The organism is Janthinobacterium pasteuri, assembly GCF_051380775.1.
Classification (GTDB): domain Bacteria; phylum Pseudomonadota; class Gammaproteobacteria; order Burkholderiales; family Burkholderiaceae_D; genus Janthinobacterium.
Genome location: NZ_JBNYXS010000001.1, coordinates 68478 through 88888, shown reverse-complemented (window position 1 = coordinate 88888; position 20411 = coordinate 68478). Strand labels below are relative to the sequence as shown.

Below are 20411 nucleotides of genomic sequence, written 5' to 3'. Positions count from 1 at the left end.
GGGGCGATTTTGCAAACAATGGCGGCGCTTATTTTTCCAGCGCCACCTGGTCATCGCGCCGCAGCGGCGCCTTCTGGCGGCGCAGCTTCGCCATGCCGCGCTTGAGCAGGTGCTCCAGGTCGTCGATATAGGTGAACACGGCCGGCACCACCAGCAGGCTCAATAAAGTCGAGGTGATCAGGCCGCCGATGACGGTGATGGCCATCGGCGAACGGAAGCTCGGGTCGGCGCCCCAGCCCAGTGCCAGCGGCATCATGCCCGCGCCCATGGCGATCGTCGTCATCAGGATGGGGCGGCTGCGCTTGTGGCAGGCGTCGACCAGCGCATCGAAACGGTTCATGCCCGCCTGGCGCGCCAGGATCGCATAATCGACCAGCAGGATCGAGTTCTTGGTGACGATCCCCATCAGCATGATCAGGCCGATCATCGACGGCATCGACAAAGCGCTGCCCGTAATCAGCAGCGCCACGAAGGCGCCGCCGATGGATAGCGGCAGCGCCGCCAGGATGGTCACCGGCTGCATGAAGTCCTTGAACAGCAGCACCAGCACGCAATAGATGCACAGCACGCCGATCAGCATGGCCAGGCCGAAGCTGGCAAACAGCGAAGCCATTTCCTGCGCGTCGCCCAGTTCGGCGATCTTCACGGACGGCGGCAAATTTTTCATCGACGGCAGCGCGCGCGCTTCTTCATTCAATTCGCCAAGGCTACGCGAACCGAGTTCCACGTCGAGCGTCACGTTGCGGCTGCGGTTCAGGCGGTCGATCTGCGCCGGGCCGCTTTCCATCGTCACACTGGCAACGTTCGCCAGGCGCACGGGGCCGTTCTTGCCGGGCACGCTCAGGCGCTCGATGGCTGCCAGGTCGGCGCGCACGCTATTGGGCAGCTTGACGCGGATTGGCACTTGCCGTTCGGGCAGGTTCATTTTGGTCAGGTCCGTGTCGTAATCGCCGGCCGTGGCCACGCGCACCGTCTCGCCGATGGCTGCCGCCGTCACGCCCAGGTCTGCCGCCTTGGCAAAATCGGGACGCACGATGATTTCCGGGCGCACCAGCGAAGCGCTCGAATTGACGTTGCCGATGCCTTTCAAACCGCGCAGTTCGCGCTCGACCTTTTGCGCCGCCGTCGTCAAAGCCACCGGGTCTTCCGAACGCAGCACCAGTTGCATCTTGACACCCGTGTCGGGCGGCCCCACCGTGAAGCGGGCACCGGGTATCGTATCGAGCTTGTTGCGCAGCTGCGTTTCCAGGCCCGCCATCGATTCCTTGCGCTCCGTGCGGTGCACGGTGGTCAGGGTCAGCACGGCGCGGCGCGCCTCGGCCGCCGCGCCGGGGGCGAAGGCATCGCCGCTGGAGCCGCCGCCAATCGAACTGAAGACGCCCTTGATGCCCGGCGTGCGCATGGCCGCATCGCGTGCCATGGCCGCCACGGCCTGCGTTTCGCCCAGGGTGGAGCCGGGCGGCAGTTCCAGGTTGATTTGCGTCTGCGCGCGGTCGGCGGCCGGCACGAAACCCGTCGGCAGCAGCGGCACGAGCGCGATGGCGCCGATAAAGAACAGTGCCGCAGCGATGGCCGTGATGCCGCGGTGGTTCAGGCACCAGCGCATGACCGTCAGGTAGCGCGTCATCAGCCAGCCATCCTGTTCTTCCTTGTGCGGCAAGGGTTTCAGGATGTAGGCCGCCATCATCGGCGTGAGCAGTCGTGCCACTACCAGTGAGGCGAGCACGGCCAGTACGGCCGTCCAGCCGAACTGCTTGAAGAACAGGCCGGGAATGCCGCTCATGAAGGCCGTCGGCAGGAACACGGCCACCAGCGCGAAGGTAGTGGCGATGACCGCCATGCCGATTTCATCGGCCGCTTCCATGGCCGCTTCCATGGGCGACTTGCCCATGCGCAGATGGCGTTCGATATTTTCGATTTCGACGATGGCGTCGTCGACCAGCACGCCGACGACCAGGGCCAGCGACAGCAGTGTGACGGTATTGAGCGTGTAGCCGAACCAGTAGATACCGAGGAATGCCGGCATCACGGACAGGGGCAGGGCGGCGGCGGCCACCAGGGTAGCGCGCCAGTCGCGCAAGAACCACCACACTACCAGCACGGCCAGCAGCGCGCCTTCGTACAGCAGCTCCATCGAGCCGTCGAAGTTTTCCTCGACGGGGAAGGCATTGTCGATCGACTGCTGCAGCACCACGTTGGGGTTTTCCTTTTGCAGATCGGCGATGGCCGCGCGTGCGCCCTTGGCGACGGCCACTTCGCTGGTGCCCTTGGTGCGGAACACTTCAAAGGCGACGACGGTCTTGCCATCCTGCTCGGCCAGCGCGCGCGGTTCGGCGATCGTGTCGCGCACGGTGGCCACCTGGTCGAGGCGCACATGGCGGCCGTCTGGTAGCGGCACTTCCACGCGTGACAATTCATCGGCCGTCTTGACGGTGGCAATGGTGCGCACCGACTGCTCGGCGCCGCTGATGTCGCCCCGGCCACCAGGCGCTTCTCGCTGCACCAGGCGCAGCTGGCGCGAGACGTCGAGGGCCGACACTTTCAATGCGGCCATGCGCGCCTCGTCGAGCTCCACCTGGATTTCGCGGTAGACGCCGCCCACGCGGTTGACGGCGCCCACGCCGGGCACGGTCAGCAGGCGCTTGGCCACCGTGTTGTCGACGAACCAGGATAGGTCGGGCGCGTCGAGCGGGTTATCCACGCCCCCTTTCGCCGTGGCGATAAAGGTCAGCACCACGCGCCCGGCGGTGGACGCCTTGGTGACGGTGGGGTCGCGCAGCTCGGCCGGCATGTCCGCCTTGACGCGGGCGACGGCGTCGCGCACATCGTTGACGGCTTCGGCGATCTGCTTTTCCAGGATGAATTCGACGGTCACCGTGACGACGCCGTCGAGCACCTTGGTGTAGATGTTTTTCACGCCTTGCAGGGTAGCGACGGAGTCTTCGATCTTGCGCGCCACCTCCGTTTCCAGCTGGGCCGGCGCAGCGCCCGGCAGCACCGCGCTGACGGTGACGATGGGCAGTTCGATGTCGGGGAAATCCTGCACCGGATTGGCCTTGTAGGCCAGCAGACCGGCCAGGGTCAGCAGCGCGAACAGCATGATGGCCGGGATCGGGTTCTTGATCGAGAGGGAGGAAAAGTTCATGGCTTCTCCTTACTTTTTCGCTGCCGGTGCAGCCACCGGCGTCGGAGCCGGGTTTTTCACATTACGGACCAAATCTCCGTCATTGAGGAAGCCGGCGCCGCTGACAACGATGGTGGTGTCGGCCGCGATGCCTTTTATGATCTCGATGCGGTCGCTCAGGCGCCGCCCGGCCTGCACCTTGATCTGGCTGACCCGCTGGTCGGCATTCAGGCGGAAGACGTAGCTGAAGCCATCGCGCACGGCGATGGCCTGCTGCGGCACCGTCAGCGCGCCCGAGTTGCCCAGTTCAAATTCGCCGCTGGCGTACATGCCGGCCTTGAATGGCGCATTGTTGCCGGTGCTGGCGGGCAAGTCCACATACACAAGGGCGGAGCGCGTCTGCGGATCGACGGTAGGGGCGATCATGCGTACCTTGCCTGTCAAAACGCTGCCATTGGCGGCCTTGACCTGCGCCAGGGTGCCCGCTTTTACATTCAGCAGTTCGGTGGCCGTCACTTCGGCGCGCCATTCGAGGCGGCCCTGGCGGATCATGCGGAACAGTTCCGTGCCGGTGCCCACGACCGAACCGACGGTGGCCGAGCGCGAGGAGATGATGCCGCTGTCGGGCGCCACCACCTGCGTGTATTTCAGGCGCAGTTGCTGCGACGCCAGCTGCGCCTTGGCCGACGCGATGCGCGCGTTGGCCGTTTGTTCGGCCGTCAGGTACTGGCTGATCTGCTGGGCGCTGATGGCACCCGTGCTTTGCAGCGAGCGGGCGCGTTGTGCGTTGGCGGCCGCCTCAAGCGCATTTGCTTCCGCTTCCAGTACCGCCGCTTTCGCCTGTGCCACGTCGGCGTTCACCGTGTCGTTCGAGAAGACGGCCAGCACCTGGCCGGCGCGCACGACGTCGCCGACATTCACGCGCACGTCGGTCAGGCGCAAGCCGTTCGATTCGCTGCCGATGACGGCTTCCTGCCAGGCGGCCACGTTGCCGTTGGCGCTCAGCTTGATGGGCAGGCTGGCCGTTTGCGGCCTGGCCGTGGTGACGGTGAGGGCCGGTTTTTGTGCCGCGTTTTTATCCTTGGCGTCGTCTGCCGCGGTGGAAGCCGAGGGGTACAGGGCCACGCCCGCGCCCAGTATCACGCAAAGGGCTGCAAGGGCGAGTGCCATGGGTTTCAAGGTCATTTTTTTCATATTGTCGTATCCGTCAGGGGGCTTTGTTGGCGAGGGCATTGGGGCTGCTGCTGTTCCAGCCGCCGCCGGCGGCGCGGTACAGCGCTACCCAGGCGGCGCTGCGTTCGCGCTCCAGGTTGACCACAGTGTTTTCGGCTGCCAGGCGCGTGCGGCGCGCGTCTTCCAGTTCGATCAGGCTGGCCAGGCCATTCTTGTAACGGTCCTCGGTGGCGACGAACGACACGCGGTAGCCTTCCAGTGCCGTTTTCGCATGGCTATTGCGCTCGTCCGTGCTGGCCAGGTTGACCAAGGCTTCTTCCACTTCGCGCACGGCCTGGCGCACGCCGGCGCGGTATTTCACCACCGCTTCGTCGTAGCGCGCCGTGGCTGCATCGATCTGGGCGCGGCGGGTGCCGCCATCGAAGATGGGCAGGCTGACGGCCAGCGGGCCGATGCTCCAGGTACTGGCCGTGATGCTGGTGCCGCCGCTGCGGATATTGCCCTTGCCGATGGAGCCGGCCAGGCTCAGACGAGGATAGCGTTGCGCTTGCGCGCCGCGTACTTCGAAGCTGGCTGCCGCCACTTCGCGTTCGGCGCTGTAAATGTCGGGACGCTGGCTCAGGGTTTGCGCCGGCAGTTGCGCAATCGCCACGGGCGAGGGCGCAACAAAGGGGCTGGCCGCCAGCTTCTGGCGCAGCGACGTTTCCGGCATGGCCGACAGGGCCACCAGCGCCTTGACATTCACATCGCAGGCGGCGCGCTGTTCGATGGCGCGGCTGGCGCCTTCGGCGGCACTGGCACGGGCCAGGGCGGCGTTGGCGGGCGGCTGGAAACCGGCGCCGGCGCTCAGTTCCGTCAGGCGTGCCGAATCGCGGCGCGAGACGGCATCCTGGTCGGACACTGCCTGCAATTGCTGGCAGGTGCGCAAGGCATAGTACTGGTTTGCCACTTCGGCGGCGACCGAGACGCGGGCCTCATGCCAGAGCGCGCGTGCGCTGTCGTAGCGCTCCTGCGCCGCATCGCGCGTGGCCCGCCTGGCGCCGAACACATCGATTTCCCACGACGCTTGCAGCGCTGCCTGCGAGGTGGTGCCGCCCGGTTGCGCCGATTGCTGGCTGGTGCGCACCACGCTGCCTGTCGCGTCGAGCGTGGGCGCCAGCGCGGCGCCGCTGGCGACCCTGTCCGCGCGCGCCTGCACGATGCGCGTACTGGCGGCGGCGATCGTGGGGCTGACCTGTTGCGCATCGGTGATCAATTCCACCAGCAGGCTGTCGCCCTGGCCCTGCCACCAGCTGGCCAGGTCCGTCAGCTTGCCGTTATGCGGCAGCGGCGCCTGCCACTGCGCTGGTGCGCCGGGTGCCACCGCTGCGGGCGGCCCTTGCAGGGCGCAACCGCCCAGTGCCAGCACGATGCTGGCGGCCAGGACGCGTTGAGCGGTGCATTGAATAGTCGTCATGCTGGTCCTTCTGCTTGTCATTGAGCGGTAGGGTTAGAGGGAGGAATGGCCAGGCGCCGGCGCTCCACGTCGGCCATGGCCAGCGCGTAATCGGTCATGCGCGCCAGCCAGGTGTCGATGGCGTGCGGCGTTTCCAGCAGTTGCGGACGCAGGGTTTGCAGCACCTCGGCGCCCACCATGTGCTGCAGGGCCAGCGAAGCGATGGAAAACGCCAGGCGGTGCATGTCGTCGCTGTTGTCGGGCGCGCCCAGGTGGCGTGCCAGCACGCGCGTCAGCGCTTCGTGTTCGGGACGGATGTTCTGGTCGATCTCGCGTGCCCACAGGCCTGTCGGTTCGAGCATTTCGCGGCACCACAGGCGCATGCAGTCGCGCGCGATCTCGCCTTGCTGCATGGGCGCGAGCAATTGTGCATAAAAGCCTTCCAGGCTTTGGCGCAAGGTGAAATGGGGCTGCTCGTACAGGGCGATATTGTCTTGCGGATCCGACGATTGCTGTGAAAAGGCGGCGCGGTACAGTCCCGCCTTGTCGCCAAAATAGTAGCTGATGGCGGCTGCGTTCGTGCCGGCCGCCTGCGCCAGTTCGCGCGTGGACGTCTTGGCGTAGCCCTGTTCGGCAAACAGGCGGATAGCGCTATGCAGCAGCCGCTCGCGCGACTGCTCGCCGTCGGAACGGGGCTTGCGTCCGTCGTCGGCAGTGGAAGTGGGGATGGCGTTTTTTTCAATCATGCCGGAGATTTAATCATATATCTCAAACGATTGATATAACTAAATCGGTTGATTTAGTTAAGGAAAGATGAAGATGTAAAACGCAGGCAAAAAAAAGCCCGCGTACTAGCGCGGGCTGAATCCAATGTTCAGGGAACGAATTGGAGGAGACAGTTCCACTATAGCGCTGAAAATGGTGCGGTGCAATACCGTAAAACTACTGTATGAACCTGTCTTGGATGGCAAGAAATAGAACTTTATGTTGCGGCGCACAGGGCGTCAGGCCTTGCTGCGCAGGGCCAGTGTAAAGGTGCTGCCCGAGCCGTAGTCGCTATTGAAGAACAGGGCGCCGCCGATGGCGTTGGCCAGGTTCTGGCACAGGTACAGGCCCAGTCCCGCGCCTTCCACGTGGCGCGTGGAGGTGGAATCGAGCTGCGAGAAGGCCTGGAACAGCTTGGCCTGGTCTTCTTCCTTGATGCCGGCGCCACTGTCGGCGATGCTCATTTCCGTCACCAGCACGCCGTCTTCCTCGCGCTGGGCCAGGCTGATGCGCACCGTGCCCTGTTCCGTGAACTTGATGGCGTTGTTGAGCAGGTTGATGAGGATTTGCGTCAGCGCGCGGCGGTCCGTGTCGATGATGGCGGGCGGCTTGCCCGCTTCGCCCAGTGCCATTTCCAAGGTCAGACCTTTTTGCTGGGCCAGGGGGCGCAAGGTGTCGGCCACTTCGGCCATCAGCTCCTGGCAGTGCACGGGTTCGATCGACAGGGTCAGCTTGCCCGCTTCGATCTTGGCCACGTCGAGGATATCGTTGATCAGCGAGAGCAGATGGCGCGCGCTGGCGCGGATGGTGTTCAGTTGCTTGTCCTGGTCGGACGTCAGGGGGCCGGGAAGTTTCATCAGTAGCGCGCCCGTGAAGCCGATGATGGCATTGAGCGGCGTGCGCAGTTCATGCGACATATTGGCGATGAAGGCGGATTTCATGCGGCTCGCTTCGGCCAGCTCCAGGTTTTTCAGGGCGATTTCGCGGTTGATGGTTTCCAGTTCGGCCGCATGGTGCGCCAGGCGCATGTTCAGTTCGATCACCTGGCGTTCGCGCGCCTGCAGTTCGCCGTTGACCTGCACCGCCTGTTCATACGTGGAAATGAGCAAATCGAGGATTTGCTGGCGCTCCGCATTGATGAAGTGCTTCTGGTCGCCCAGGTACAGGGCGATGCCGATTTCCACGTTCTGGTTCTTGCGCAGCTTCTGGTTCATCAGCATGTGGCTGATGCGGTTGAGCAGGTAATCTTCCGCGTAGGGCTTGCGGATGAAATTGTCGGCGCCGCACTCGATGCCGCGGATGATGTCCTTCGGGTCGTTGAGCGAGGTGACGAGGATCACGGGAATGTCGCGCAGGGTCGGATCGGACTTGATGGCGCGGCACAGGTCGTAGCCATTCATTTCAGGCATGACGATATCGGACAGCACCAGGTGCGGCTTGCGCTCGCGGATGGCGGCCAGGGCCAGCTGGCCATTCGCCGCCACGCGCGCGTTGTAGTGCAGCGACTGGATCAGGCGGCGCAAGCGCTCCGCCTGGGTCGGGCTGTCCTCGACGATCAGGATCTCGATTTCGTCAGGCTTGATTTGGTTGTTGGAGTCCACAGACCTCTCCTAGAATTTCAGTGTGGTGATGCTGGGCGCGGTGAGCGCGCAATATCGACATCCTGTGACTATATCGGATTTAGGTCTGCAAAAGTAACTTACAAGTAACTATTTTGGCCACAGGCAATGCTGTGGCCAACGCTTAATTCTCGCCCTGGAACTGGCCTGCGCGATATGTCAGCACCAGCGTATCGCGGTGGCCATGCTCGCCGATGGGCTGGATCGGCGTCGATTCGTGGATGACAGACGCATCGTCGAGCAACAGCAGCGACCACGGCTCCGTCAGGGTAAAGCGCTTGCCGTTGGGACCATTGGCTTCGAAGATGCGTGTCTCGCCGCCCTTCACCTGTTCGCGCCCGATCAGCAGCACGGCGACGAAATCGACGCCGTCGCGGTGCGCGCCTTCCGGCGTGGGGCGGCCGATACCATCGGTCGTATCGATGCGGAACTGGTGCGCCTCGATGAACCACGGCTGGCTGCCCTTGACCTGCGAGCAGGCGTCACCCAGCGCGCGGATCAGCTGCTGCCAGGCTGGCTGCGCGACGATGGCCGGCTCGACCGGCTCGAACAGTCGGTGCATGCCGCCGTGCAGGGCGTTGTATTCGACCGGTTGCCAGTGCGGGCGGTGCGCCGTCTGCGTCAGGCGCGCGCCATCCTGCACGAAGCACGAGTGGCGCCGGCGGCGATAGCGGCCACCATCTTTCAGGTAATTGTCCAGCGCCAGCGCGTTCCAGCTGGGTTCAAGCGCACGCAGCGCGGCCAGCGGGCAGCCAGCCAGCGCCGCCACGTCCTGCGGGCGCAGGACGGCATAGCCGTCATCGCGCAAGGCGTCCTTGATGTGGGACGGGTCGGTAAAGATCGGTGCGGAAGTGCTCATGGCGGTGCGGACCGGAACGCGGCCTGTATCAGTTTATCCAGCCTGGCATTCTACGACTTCGTAGCGTTTCCTGTGCAGTGCGATAAGAATTATTCTTGTTTACTTAAAAATTCTTTACCAGGGTCAGGCGCAGCGAGCGCGATTCCACCGGATGGAAGTGGATATCGTCGACCGGCTGCGCCTCGCCGGGCAGGCGCGAGGCATAGTAGTAATCGATGGCCGAGTCGCGCCGGTTGGCCAGGTTGTATCCCTCCAGCTCCACGCGCAAGGTCTTGTCGATCTGGTAGGCGATGCGCCCGTTCAAGCCCACGCTGGCTGCGGAGCGCACGCTGTTATCTTCGATCAGGGGCCGCGGGCCGAAGTAGCGCAGGCGCAAAGAGCCCGACCATGGCCCGCGCGGCGTCAGCGTCATGGCCAGCTGGGCCACGCCTTCGATGGCGCCCGGGATGAAGTCGCCCGTCGGGTCGCTGCCGCGCGAGCGTGCCCGCGCATATGCCAGGTCCAGGTCCAGCGACAGCCAGCTGGCCGCCTTGTAGTAGCTGGAAAACTCGATGCCGTAGCGCCGGCTGGGGCGGCCCGCCTCGGTGGCGCCCGCGTCGCCGATGAACAGCAGTTCGGAATCGAAGTCCAGGCGGTACAGCGACAGCGACGTTTGCAGGCCGGCGATGGCGGCACTGCGCAAGCCCAGTTCCAGAGCGCGCGAGCGCACCAAAGGCGTGACCTTGTCGGCCGCTGCACCCGTCTTCGGGTCGACCGTGATCGTCGTGCCGCGCGCGTCGTTGCTGTGAAAACCATTGCCGATGTTGATATACGCCTCCGTGTCGCGCCACGGGCCGGCGATCACGCTCAGGCTGGGGCTGAACAAATGGTCGCTGGCCGTGCCCGAATTGGCGGCGTGGTCGCTGCGCACGTCGAAGCGGTAGGCGTCCGCGCGCAGGCCGGCCACGCTGCGCAGCCAGCGCGACCAGCGCGTACTGTTTTCACCATACACGCCGATGCTGGTTTCGACGATATGGTCTTGCCGCGTGGTCGACACGATCTGGCGCTGGCGCGTGTTGTACAGGCCATTGTGGATATTGTCGTTCTGTAGCTGCAGGCCGATGGTGGTGTCGCTGCTGCCGCTGTCCGTGTGGCGGTGCCAGGTATGGCTGGCATCGAGGCCGGATGTCAAGCGCCGGTCCGGCTGGGCGAACTGGTCACCGTTGTCGGGGTCATCCATCGCATACGTGAAATTTGAGAACAGGGCCAGGCGGTTGGCGATCATATACGCGCTGACCTTGGACGACACGTCGTCTCTGGTCTGGCGCCAGGTGCCCGACAGGCTGTAGCGCTGCGCCTTGCCGCCGTCGCTGGCATCGATGGCGTCGAAGCGGCCCAAGCTACCCTCCTGCACGGCGCGCAGCGGAATCTGGTCGGTGGCATGCCAGCTGGCGTCGTACGCCATGGCCGTGACGTTGTAGCCGTTGTTGGCATAGCCTTCGCTGTAGCGCAGCACGCCATTGAGCTTGCGGTAGCGGTCCGGCTGCGTGAACGGTCCATCGTTATGCTGTGCTTCGAGCGCGTACAGCAGGCTGCCGTCGCCCGCATCGAGGGAGTCGGCCAGCAGGGCGCGGCGAAAGCCGTTTTGACCGATGCCCGCGCTGGCGATGCCCTGCGTCAGGCGGTTCGCGTAGACGATCGAGGCCGCGCCCGCCGATGAAAAATCGCCTTGCGCCGCCGAATACGGGCCCTTTTTGTAATCGAGGCGCATGGCCAGTTCGGGGATCAGGAAGTTCAGGTCCGTCCAGCCCTGTCCGTGGCCATGGCTGCGCTGGTTGACGGGCATCTCGTCGACGGTGGTGCGCAAGTCCGTGCCGTGGTCGAGGTTGAAGCCGCGCAGGTAGAACTGGTTGGCCTTGCCTTCGCCGCTATGCTGGCTGACGATCAGCCCCGGCACGGCTTCGAGCAATTCGCCGGGCCGGTAGCTGGTGCGCGCGTCGAGCTGCTGTTGCGTGACGCTGCCCGCGTTGGCCGAATCGGCCACGCCCAGCTGGTTCATGCGCGAACCGTCGACCAGTACGCGCTGGAAGATGTCGTCGGGGTGGGCGGCGCCTGAAAACAGGGCGGCGAGGAGGAGGGGAAGAAAGCGTGGCGTCATGAGTGTCTGGGTGTAGCGGCGAAGGGTAGTAGCCCGCCAGTGCTTACCTGATCGGCAATTCCGTATTCTGGCGGTCGAAAAACAGCGTCTGGATGGTGCCGCTGTCCTGCACGTTGAGGGTATTTCTCTGGCTGGGCAGGAAATCGATCAGCAGCTGGTTGTGGATGCGCGTGGCGGGAGCCAGGCGTGTGCGTTCGATCTCCTGGAAGATCACCACGTTGTCGGCATTGACCTTCATGCCGACCCAGTTCAGGCGCAGGCGCTTGCCGTCCGGCCCCACGAGGTAAAACTGTTTCTCGACATAGCGGCGCAGGGCCGCTTCGCTATCTTCCTGGCCAAGGTCGAACTGGCGCTGGTACAACTGCGTCAGCAGCGCCTCGACGTCATGGCCCGTGAAGGTATGCACCACTTCGGTGCTGCCGCTGGCCGCGTTATAGCTGATGTCGGCGATACCCATATGAAAATTGTGCGCGCCGGCCGCCATGCTGGCACCGGCCAGCAGGCTTGCCGCGAACGTGCGCCAGCGCTTCACGCCTCGTCGCCTTTGTCGGAGCCGCCGTTCTTGCCTTTCAGCGGCGTATTAAAATCGCGCATCAGGTTATCCTTGGGTGACTTTTCGCTCTTGAACAGTTCCAGGCGCGATGGCGTGATTTTCCGCGGCCAGGCGTTGTTGCTGGTGTCGATATCGGCCGTTTCCCAGTACGGGTCCTGCACCAGGCCCACCATCGGTTCATCGGTGATGACGACCTTGGTGATCTTTTTCGGCGAGTAGCGCCACACTTCGGCCGGCACGCGCTCGATGTACTTCTTGCCGCTTTTCAGTTCAATCTCCAGGATCAGGGGCATGACCATGCCGCCCAGGTTCGACAGGTCGACCAGGTACAGGTGCTTGCCCTGTTTCAGCAAGTCCTTTTCCCATGGTTCCAGGCCAGCCAGCGCTTCGGCATAGCTGTTGCGATCCTTGTTGGTCACCGTGAAGTCGTCGTGCTGGTTGTAGAAATCCTTCAGCTCCGGATGCGCGTCGACGCGGCGCGGCATGCCCTTGTTGGCGCGGCTCGTCACCGATTCCGGCTGGGCGTCCTTCTGCGCCTTTTTCCAGGCTTTTTCCGTTGCAGGATCTTTTGAGCTCACGCCGTATTCGCTGATGCCGTCAATGCTGATGTCGACCGGGTCGGTGGTATAAAACCAGCCGCGCCAGAACCAGTCCAGGTCGGTGCCGGAGGCGTCTTCCATGGTGCGGAAAAAGTCGGCGGGGGTGGGGCGCTTGAACTTCCAGCGCTGCGCATATTCCTTGAACGCGTAGTCGAACAGCTCGCGCCCGAGGATGGTTTCGCGCAGGATGTTCAGGCCCGCCGCCGGCTTCGCATAGGCGTTGTTGCCGAACTGTAGCAACGATTCGGAGTTCGTCATGATGGGTACCTGGTCGCGGCTACGCATGTAGTCGACGATCTCACGCGGCTCGCCGCGCGAGGCCGGGTAGTTCTCTTCCCACGCCTGCTGCGCCAGGTATTGCACGAAGGTGTTCAAGCCTTCATCCATCCACGTCCACTGGCGCTCGTCCGAGTTGATGATCATCGGATAGTAGTTGTGGCCAACCTCGTGGATGATGACGCCGATCAGCCCATATTTGGTGCGCTTGGAGTAGCTCAGCTCGCCTGTCTTCTTATCCTTGACGGGGCGCGGGCCGTTGAACGAGATCATCGGATACTCCATGCCGCCCACGGGGCCGTTGACGGAGATGGCCGTCGGGTACGGGTAGGCTATGCTGTACTTGTTGTACTGTTCTATCGTATGCACGATGGCCTGTGTGCTGTACTTTTCCCACAGCGGATTGCCCTCTTTCGGATAGTAGGACATGGCCATCACATCGCTGCCGCCCTTCTTGTAGCCCTGCGCATCCCAGATGAACTTGCGGCTCGAGGCCCAGGCGAAGTCGCGCACGTTGGATGCCTTGAAGTGCCACGTCTTTTGCGCGCGGCTGACGGATTTTTCGGCCGCTTCGGCCTCTTTTTGCGTGACGATGATGACGGGCTTGTCGCTGCTGCGGGCCTTTTCCAGGCGCTCGCGCTGCGCGGAAGACAGCACGTCCTGCGGATTTTGCAGCTCGCCCGTGGAGGCGACGATATGGTCGGCAGGGACGGTCAGCTGCACGTCGTAGTCACCAAATTCCAGCGTGAATTCGCCCGATCCCAGGAACTGCTTGTGCTGCCAGCCGGCCGCGTCGTAGTAGGCCGCCATGCGGGGGAACCACTGCGCCACTTCGAACAGGGCGTTCTTGTCGTCGAAGACTTCATAGCCGGCGCGACCACCCAGCACCTTCTGTTCATTGATGCGGTAATCCCAGTCGATCTGAAAGACGAAGTCCTGGCCCGGCTTCAGGGGCTGGGGCAGGTCGATGCGCATCATCGTGCGGTTCACTACATATTTCAAGGGCTGGCCATCGGCGCCCTTCAGGGCGCGGATATTGAAGCCGCCCTGGAAGTCGCCGCGCGCCAGCATGCCGCGCAAGCCTTCGAATTTCATCGTCTCTTCGCCCGCCGTTTTGGCCCACGCCTGGCGCGATGGCGCCGTGGTCATGCGGCGCGCGTCGGAATCGGGCTTGTAGATATTCTGGTCCAGCTGCACCCACAGGTAGCCGAGGGTGTCGGGCGACTGGTTGTGGTAGGTGATGGTGCCGCTGCCGGCGATCTCGCGTTTGGCTTCGTCCAGGGTGGCGCGGATCGTGTAGTCGGCGCGCTGCTGCCAATAGGCGTGGCCCGGCGCGCCGGACGCGGTGCGGTAGGTATTCGGGGTGGGCAGTACTTCTTCGAGCTGGCGGAACTTGTCGTCGAATGGTTCGGCGGCGAAAGCCGACACGGTAATGCAGAGAGCCAACGAGGCTACGGAGCCGAAAAGTATGCGCATAGTCACCCTGATGTTGTTGTAAGGAAATAGTGGCAACTATTCTATACGCAGGGTGGGGCCATCCTTGTATCTATTTGTAATAAAGAAAGGCAGATTTTGCGCCAGCTTTTGCCTGGCGCTGTCAGGGAAATGCTTTACCTTATTTTGCTCGGTAAAGCAGGGCTTTTACTCACTTTTCATCAGGCTGTCGCGCAACTGGTTCAGTTGTTGTTTCATGTCCACAACTTGTTCCACGCTGCAGTGGCTGGCCGTCAGGATGGCTTCGGGCAGCAGGGCCGCTTCGTGGCGCAGCTGGTTGCCTTGTTCCGTGAGGGAAATGATGACCTGGCGCTCGTCGCTGGCGGCACGCGCACGCGTCAACAGGCCCGCTTGCTCCATGCGCTTGAGCAGGGGCGTCAGGGTGGCCGAGTCGAGGAACAGGCGCTCGCCCACTTCCGATACCGTCAGGCCGTCGCGTTCCCACAGCACCATCATCACCAGGTATTGCGAATACGTGAGGCCGAGTTTACGCAGCAGCTTGCGGTACAGCTTGTTCATGGCGAGCGAGGTCGAGTACAGCGCAAAGCACAGCTGGCTGTCCAGGCGCGGTACCTGGTGCAGGGGATTGGGGGAGGTATTTTCCATCTGCACAGTATATATAGCGCGCTATTTAATTGCAATGCGCGGCGCCTACCCGGCGTAGCGCGCGCGCAGCAGTTCGAGCATGGCGACGTTCTGTTCCCATGCATCCGTCACGGGTTGCTGCGTCCAGGGCAGGGTTTGCGTGTACGGTGCGGGGCCGAATTCCGGCGTGAACGTCATGCGTTCGGCGCCGGCGGCGCGGCGCAGGGCGACGATGGCATCCCACCACGCCAGGTGGGCGTCGAGCGCCTGCTTCGCTTCCGGCGCGCGGAAGTCGGCCACTTGCGGACCCTGTGCATGGCCCACGCGCGCATGCACGTGGCGCACCAGCGGGAGCACCTGCGCCAGGGTCTGCGGCTGGTCTTCCAGCAGGGATTCGCAGGCGCAGCACCAGTGCGACAGGTCGGCCGTCAATGGCAGGTCTGGATACTGCGCCAGGTAGGGCAGCAGCAGCATCGGGTGGCCGCTGAAGCGGCTGCGGTGGAGCTCATGCACGATGGGCACGCCGTGCTTTGCCGAGATGGCGGCGGCCAGGTCGAGCAGTTGCGCGTTCTGCGCCTGGCTATAGTAATCCTTGCCCGTGTGCGTGTTGACCAGCACGGGGCGCGCCAGGCAGGCGTTTTCCAGCAATTCCGCCAGGGCGGCGCGGTGCAGTTCGAAGTCGCTGTGGAAGACGGTTTCCCACTGCGCGGCGATCAGTTGCAGACCCGCCTTGGCGATGCGGTCCGTCCATTCCTCGCGCAGGGCGGCGTCCAGCGGCAGCGACATTTCGATGCCGTCGAAGCCGGCCGCCAGTACCTTGTCAATGAAGACCTCGGGCGGCAGCTCGTTATTGCCCCAGTGGGCGGCGTAGATGTCGATACGCATCAGACGAAGCCCCGCACGGGGAACGCTGCATCGCGCTGTATCCAGTTGTGGGCCGCGTACTCGGTCTGCCCATCGGTGGCGTGCAAGGTGTAGGCGTGGCGCGAGACGGGTGAGCGGTTCGGCGCGCTGTAATGGGGCAGCAAGCCGTGGAAGCAGACGAGGGCACCCGCCTTGACTTCCAGTGGCACGGCCGTGCTGTCGTCGGGCCAGGGCATCGGATCGAGTTTTTCCACGCGCACGGCGTCGCCGTTGCGGATGAAGCGTTCGCGCAGGGGGCCGCGGTGGCCGCCCGGTTCCGCCCACAGGCAACCGTTGTCCAGGGTCGCGTCTTCCAGCGCGAACCAGAAGGTGGTCACGCTGATGGGCGTGGTCTCGAAATACGTGGCGTCCTGGTGCCAGCGCACTTCGCCGCCGATGCCAGGCTGCTTGAAAATGTACATCGATTGCCATACCTGGGCATCTGCCAGGCCCAGGTCGCGCGCCACTTCGGCCAGTTTCGGGTCGGCCGAAAAGCTGCGGAAGACAGGGTCCAGGTCATGCATGGCGTGGCCGATCTTGTTGATCGACAGCGATTTGGCCTGCTTTAACTGGCCGTCCGGGCCGAAGGCCTCTTCTTCGAAGAAGCAGCGGATGGTGTTGTCGGAGGCGAGAAAATAGTCGTTGGTGTTCTTGGCCTGGTCGCGCGTGGTGAAGATGGACTGGCTGGCGCTGGGATCGAATTCGTTGACAATCTGCTCGGCGCGCGCGCGCAAGGCGGCGATTTCGTCCGCACCCTTGAAATCGGGCAGGATGAGGTAGCCGTCGCGTTGGTATTGTTCTTGTTGCGGGATTGTCAGCATGGCGGCGGCTCCGGAGGTCAATGGAAAGCGCCATTGTAGGATGGGCGAGGGCGGCAAACAATCGCCCAGCGGTTGACAGATTGTCGCCAAAGCGAAGACAATCTTTGACATGGATCAACTAAAAGCGATGGAAATCTTTGTCGAAGTGGCGCGCCAGCGCAGCTTCACGCTGGCCGGGCAGCGCCTGGGCCTGACGCGGGCCATGGTCAGCAAGACCATCATGCAGCTGGAAGAGCGCCTGCATGCGCGCCTGCTGCACCGCTCCACGCGCGAAGTGAGCTTGACGGACGCGGGCCGCGCCTATCTGGCGCCGTGCATGGCCACCGTCAGCCAGGCGCAGGAAGCGGCGCGCATGGTGGCGCACGTGGCGCAGGCGGGAGCGGGGGCGGAGCTGGCCGGGCCGCTGCGCATCCAGGCGCCATCGAGTTTTGGCAGCGTATGGCTGGCCGACGCTGTCGCCCGTTTCAGCCTGCTGCACCCGCAGGTGCAAGCCGAGTTGTTTGTCGACGATGCGCTGCTCGATCCGATACGCCACGGTTTTGACTTGACCATCCGCGTGGGTGGCATCCCGGACAGCAGCGCGCTGGCCATGCGTCCGCTGGCGCCCTGCCGCGCCGTGCTGTGCGCCAGCCCCGCCTATCTGGCGCAATGGGGCGTGCCGCAGACGCCGCAAGACTTGCTGCAGCATCAGTGCCTGCATTTCAGCCACCTGACCGATGGCACGAACTGGCATTTTCAGCGGGGAGCAGGGGAGCAGCGCGAGGAGGTGAGCGTGCGCGTGCAGGCGGGTTTTACGGCGAATAACGGGCTGGTGCTGCAGCAGGCGGCGCAGCGGGGGCTGGGCATCGTCTACAGCACTACCTTCCTCGCCTGGCGCAATCTGCTCGATGGCAGCCTGCTGCCCGTGCTGTCCGGCTGGGAGCTGCCGCTGAATTACTTGAGCGCGCTGTACCCGGCCAGCCGCCAGCCGTCGCCCAAGGTGCGCGCACTGATCGATTTCCTGGTGGCCGAATACCAGCCCGTGCCGCCGTGGGACCGCGAGCTGCAAGCGGCCGGGTTTTTCAGCTGAGGTTCAGTTGAAAGCGACCGGTTCCAGCGTCCACGCGCCATCCGCATACACGCGCTCGTCGTCGAGGTAGACGGCTTCGGTCACGGCGAAAATATCGACGTGATAGCGCGCATCCTTGCGCTTGAACTGGGGTTTGGTGTAGACGCCATGCTTGGCGCCCAGCGACAGATGGATGCCGCACATGCGTTCATACGTGCCGATGTCGTTGACCAGCTGTTCGCGCGAAAACGCGCGGTTCATGCCGAAGCCCAGTTCGCGCACCCACACTTCGCCTTCATGGGCGCGGATGATTTCCAGCATGGCGGTAAATTCGGGCGTGGCGTGCTCGGTGCCCGTCACGCGGCCCTTGTCGATGATCAGGGTGATCGGCGTGTCGGGGCGGTTGACCATGAAGTGCGTATCGCCAAAGACGAAGATGCGCACGCGCCCGTTCACCGCTTCCAGATCCTGTGCTTCCGTAAATACTTCGCCCAGAGGGAACTGGCCGCCGATATTGTTCATGCCGGCGTAGTCGCCGATATTCAGCTTGGCCGATTCGAACGGCGAAGCGAACACCAGCTGCTCGCCGCCGCTGTCGACCATGCCGTGGCGGGCGCGGTCGATGCGCGCCTTGAGCGCATGGCCCACGCCCCGGTAGTAGGCGGGGTCGTAGGCCAGCGAAGCGATGTAGTGCAGTCCCTGCACGCCGGGCATGCGCGATAAATGCACGTGTTCGATCACTTTCAAGCCCCGCTTGAACAGCTCGATGCGGATGCGGAACGCTTCCAGGCGGAAGCTGGTCGACTGGATCAGCACGACGAGGCTGCCGGCGGGCAGTTCGGCAAACGCGGCCAGCACGGCGTCGGGCGTGACGTCGTCGAAATCAATGAAGCTCGCGTCCGGCAAGGCCTGGCGATACGCTTCCGTCAACACGACGTTGAGCCAGCTGCGCTTGTCGCAGACGATCAGGGCTGGTTCGTCCGGGCGGTGACAGATGGCCATGGCCAGCAGGTCGGCCACGTTTTGCGCGGCCACTTCGGTAGCGGCGGCGCTGATGGCATCGAGCCGGCTGGTGTCATTCTCGGGAAGCGTCATGGTGCGGAGGTGTCTGGCGTGAAGTAATCGCAGCATTATAAAGTGATTGCCGCAGGGCATACCATTCCCCATCCGGCGGAGGCGCTGTGGCTGCCGTGCCTCTGATTATCTTGTGTAGTGCTTTCCGGCAATGTATTATTTGATAAACAGCCTGGGAGTGGTCCGTCGCAGCGGCAAAGGCACGCATGTGCAGGCCATGCTTTCAGTGATGCAGGGACAACAAGCCAACAGGCGATGACTAAGAGTGTGATGTAATGAGTTTAATAGGACAAGATATTCCCATGGAGCGGCCGGATACGGATGGGCGCGCTGCCGTGTTCGTTCCCGTCACGGGCGTCAAGGAAGATGTCTTGCTGACCATACGCAAGGGTGCGGCGATCGTCGGCTTTGCGAATCACGACCGCACTATCACCGTGTATTTTGAAAGCAACCGCTTTGACGACCCTGTGCTGGCCAAGTGGGAGCACAAGGCGCGCAAGGCCTACGACCGCCTGGTCGATAATGCGCCCACCGTCTCGAAGCTGACCACCAGCCCCGCCAATTTCGAGCAGATCGGCTACATCAATGGCAAGGGCATCACCATCCGCCGCATGGAAAGCCTGCAGCGCTGGCTTGCTTATTCGGACGCGATGGAGACTTGTCCGGCAACGGATATCATTGCGCGCACGGTGATTGCAAAAGTTGATGCGGTCAAGGTGTAAGCGCTCCTGATCAAACTGCATCCCTGATAAAGCGCCCATGGCGTTGTTGCCTGCCCTTGGACATTTGCTCTGCCGTTTCTGCTACTTCTCTGATATCACGATAATATTGGCTCTGTCCCCTGCTTGCCGGAGACGGAGCTTTTTTTTGATCGGTATCAAGGCAGTGGGACTCGCTGCGGGTGCGACGTTGCGGTACGCGCCTAAGGTAATATTGCGGCTGAACGCAGTGGAATGACTCCAGGAAAAGGTTGGAATGTGCTTGAAACAGTGAATGATGTTTGCATCAATGCCGCTTGCGGCCGGAGCTTGCCGCTGCGCGTAGTGCATTGCCCGTTTTGCGGCGCGCGCCAGGTGGCTGCAGCGCCTGTTCTGGAGAAAGTGCCAGCGCCGCCGCCCGTTGCTGCGCCCATTCCCGCACCGCAACCCGCGCCCAAGCCAGCTCCAGCTCCAGCTTCAGCTCCAGTTCCAGCTCCCAAGCCCGTCCCGCCAGCGGCCCCCGCTCCAGCCAAGGCGCCGCCCGCGAAACCGGCCGCCAGGGGCTCGGTGCCGCCACCGCGCCCGCCCGTGCGCTTGCGCACGTGGATCGCGGCGGCTGTGGTGCTGACAGGCATCTGGTTTTTCAACAAGCCCGCCGACAAGCCGGCCAGCGTGGCGGAACAGGTCGAGGTTGCTACCGCGCTGGCGGCGCAGTGCGACCTGGACGGGGCGCGCAGCGCGCTGGCCGTGCTCAAAAGCGCCAAGGCGCCCGCCGCGCACATCAAACGCTTGCAGGCGAACATCACCAAGTCCGCTGCCGCATGCGACCGGCAACAGCAGCGGGCACAGGCGTGGACGGCGCTGCAAGACAGCGTCAACCAGGCGCTCGATGCGGGCAAGCCGGATCTGTCCGCCACGCGCCTGGCCGTCTACGTGAAACGCTGGGGCGACGATCCCGACAGCCTGGAACTCGACGCCAAGGTGAAAGTGGCGCAAGCCAGCGCCCAGCTCGACGCGGCCGACGCCTGCCTGGCCAGGTCGGACAGGGTCTGCCTGGAAAGCAGCCTGATCGCCGCCGAGCGCTACAAGCGGCCGGAACTGGCGGCGCGCACGCAGGCGCTACGCGCGGCGTTGTCGCAACTGCTCGAGCGTTCGCTGCTCGATGCTGCCCCGGTCACGGGCCAGTAGCGCCAACATGTAAAATGCCCGCCGCGGCCATGCCGGGCGGGCGTCGCGTTGCCGTTTGAA

16 protein-coding genes are annotated in these 20411 nt (G+C 63.7%); 3 read left to right on the top strand and 13 right to left on the bottom strand.

Going from position 1 to position 20411, the window contains the following annotated elements:
* Nucleotides 1–28 precede the first annotated feature (28 nt).
* From ACQ4WN_RS00380 to ACQ4WN_RS00325, 12 genes are all read right to left on the bottom strand, one after another.
* Entirely contained in the window at nucleotides 29–3145 is a 3117-nt protein-coding gene (locus tag ACQ4WN_RS00380; RefSeq protein WP_436549765.1) for an efflux RND transporter permease subunit, read from the bottom strand.
* Between the two features lie 9 nt (nucleotides 3146–3154).
* Entirely contained in the window at nucleotides 3155–4318 is a 1164-nt protein-coding gene (locus tag ACQ4WN_RS00375) for an efflux RND transporter periplasmic adaptor subunit (RefSeq protein ID WP_436549764.1), read from the bottom strand.
* A gap of 13 nt (nucleotides 4319–4331) precedes the next feature.
* Nucleotides 4332–5753: an efflux transporter outer membrane subunit gene (locus tag ACQ4WN_RS00370; protein ID WP_436549763.1), complete on the bottom strand. Its 1422-nt coding sequence runs from the start codon at nucleotides 5751–5753 to the stop codon at nucleotides 4332–4334.
* Between the two features lie 17 nt (nucleotides 5754–5770).
* The gene (locus tag ACQ4WN_RS00365; protein ID WP_436549762.1) at nucleotides 5771–6478 is read right to left on the bottom strand and encodes a CerR family C-terminal domain-containing protein; all 708 of its coding nucleotides are present in this window, start codon (nucleotides 6476–6478) and stop codon (nucleotides 5771–5773) included.
* A gap of 258 nt (nucleotides 6479–6736) precedes the next feature.
* Complete coding sequence (locus tag ACQ4WN_RS00360) at nucleotides 6737–8098, bottom strand: hybrid sensor histidine kinase/response regulator (RefSeq protein ID WP_436549761.1); 1362 nt, start codon at nucleotides 8096–8098, stop codon at nucleotides 6737–6739.
* Between the two features lie 142 nt (nucleotides 8099–8240).
* The gene (locus tag ACQ4WN_RS00355; RefSeq protein WP_436549760.1) at nucleotides 8241–8975 is read right to left on the bottom strand and encodes a 2OG-Fe dioxygenase family protein; all 735 of its coding nucleotides are present in this window, start codon (nucleotides 8973–8975) and stop codon (nucleotides 8241–8243) included.
* A gap of 103 nt (nucleotides 8976–9078) precedes the next feature.
* A complete protein-coding gene (locus ACQ4WN_RS00350; protein WP_436549759.1) occupies nucleotides 9079–11112 on the bottom strand; it encodes a TonB-dependent receptor in 2034 nt (677 codons plus the stop codon).
* Between the two features lie 43 nt (nucleotides 11113–11155).
* Nucleotides 11156–11644 carry a DUF6702 family protein gene (locus ACQ4WN_RS00345; RefSeq protein WP_436549758.1) on the bottom strand — a complete coding sequence of 163 codons (489 nt, stop codon included), beginning with the start codon at nucleotides 11642–11644 and terminating at the stop codon, nucleotides 11156–11158.
* Nucleotides 11641–14016, bottom strand: coding sequence for a M1 family metallopeptidase (locus tag ACQ4WN_RS00340; RefSeq protein WP_436549757.1), 2376 nt, complete (start codon nucleotides 14014–14016; stop codon nucleotides 11641–11643). Before ACQ4WN_RS00340 ends, ACQ4WN_RS00345 begins: the two co-directional genes overlap by 4 nt.
* A gap of 165 nt (nucleotides 14017–14181) precedes the next feature.
* Nucleotides 14182–14640, bottom strand: coding sequence for a MarR family winged helix-turn-helix transcriptional regulator (locus tag ACQ4WN_RS00335; protein ID WP_436549756.1), 459 nt, complete (start codon nucleotides 14638–14640; stop codon nucleotides 14182–14184).
* 45 nt (nucleotides 14641–14685) lie between these two features.
* Nucleotides 14686–15504, bottom strand: coding sequence for a sugar phosphate isomerase/epimerase family protein (locus ACQ4WN_RS00330; protein ID WP_436549755.1), 819 nt, complete (start codon nucleotides 15502–15504; stop codon nucleotides 14686–14688).
* Nucleotides 15504–16343: a phytanoyl-CoA dioxygenase family protein gene (locus tag ACQ4WN_RS00325; RefSeq protein WP_436549754.1), complete on the bottom strand. Its 840-nt coding sequence runs from the start codon at nucleotides 16341–16343 to the stop codon at nucleotides 15504–15506. The genes ACQ4WN_RS00330 and ACQ4WN_RS00325 overlap by 1 nt, the downstream gene beginning before the upstream one ends.
* 109 nt (nucleotides 16344–16452) lie before the next feature.
* Between ACQ4WN_RS00325 and ACQ4WN_RS00320 the strand changes: the two genes are divergently transcribed.
* Nucleotides 16453–17412: a LysR family transcriptional regulator gene (locus ACQ4WN_RS00320; protein ID WP_436549753.1), complete on the top strand. Its 960-nt coding sequence runs from the start codon at nucleotides 16453–16455 to the stop codon at nucleotides 17410–17412.
* 3 nt (nucleotides 17413–17415) lie between these two features.
* Here the strand turns inward: ACQ4WN_RS00320 and ACQ4WN_RS00315 are convergent, their stop codons facing one another.
* Nucleotides 17416–18486, bottom strand: a complete 1071-nt coding sequence (locus tag ACQ4WN_RS00315) for a M29 family metallopeptidase (RefSeq protein ID WP_436549752.1) — start codon at nucleotides 18484–18486, stop codon at nucleotides 17416–17418.
* Between the two features lie 281 nt (nucleotides 18487–18767).
* On the opposite strand from ACQ4WN_RS00315, the gene ACQ4WN_RS00310 reads away from it, so the two are divergent.
* Complete coding sequence (locus ACQ4WN_RS00310) at nucleotides 18768–19187, top strand: hypothetical protein (protein WP_101482553.1); 420 nt, start codon at nucleotides 18768–18770, stop codon at nucleotides 19185–19187.
* A 543-nt stretch (nucleotides 19188–19730) separates the two neighbouring features.
* A complete protein-coding gene (locus ACQ4WN_RS00305; RefSeq protein WP_436549751.1) occupies nucleotides 19731–20351 on the top strand; it encodes a hypothetical protein in 621 nt (206 codons plus the stop codon).
* Nucleotides 20352–20411: the final 60 nt, after the last annotated feature.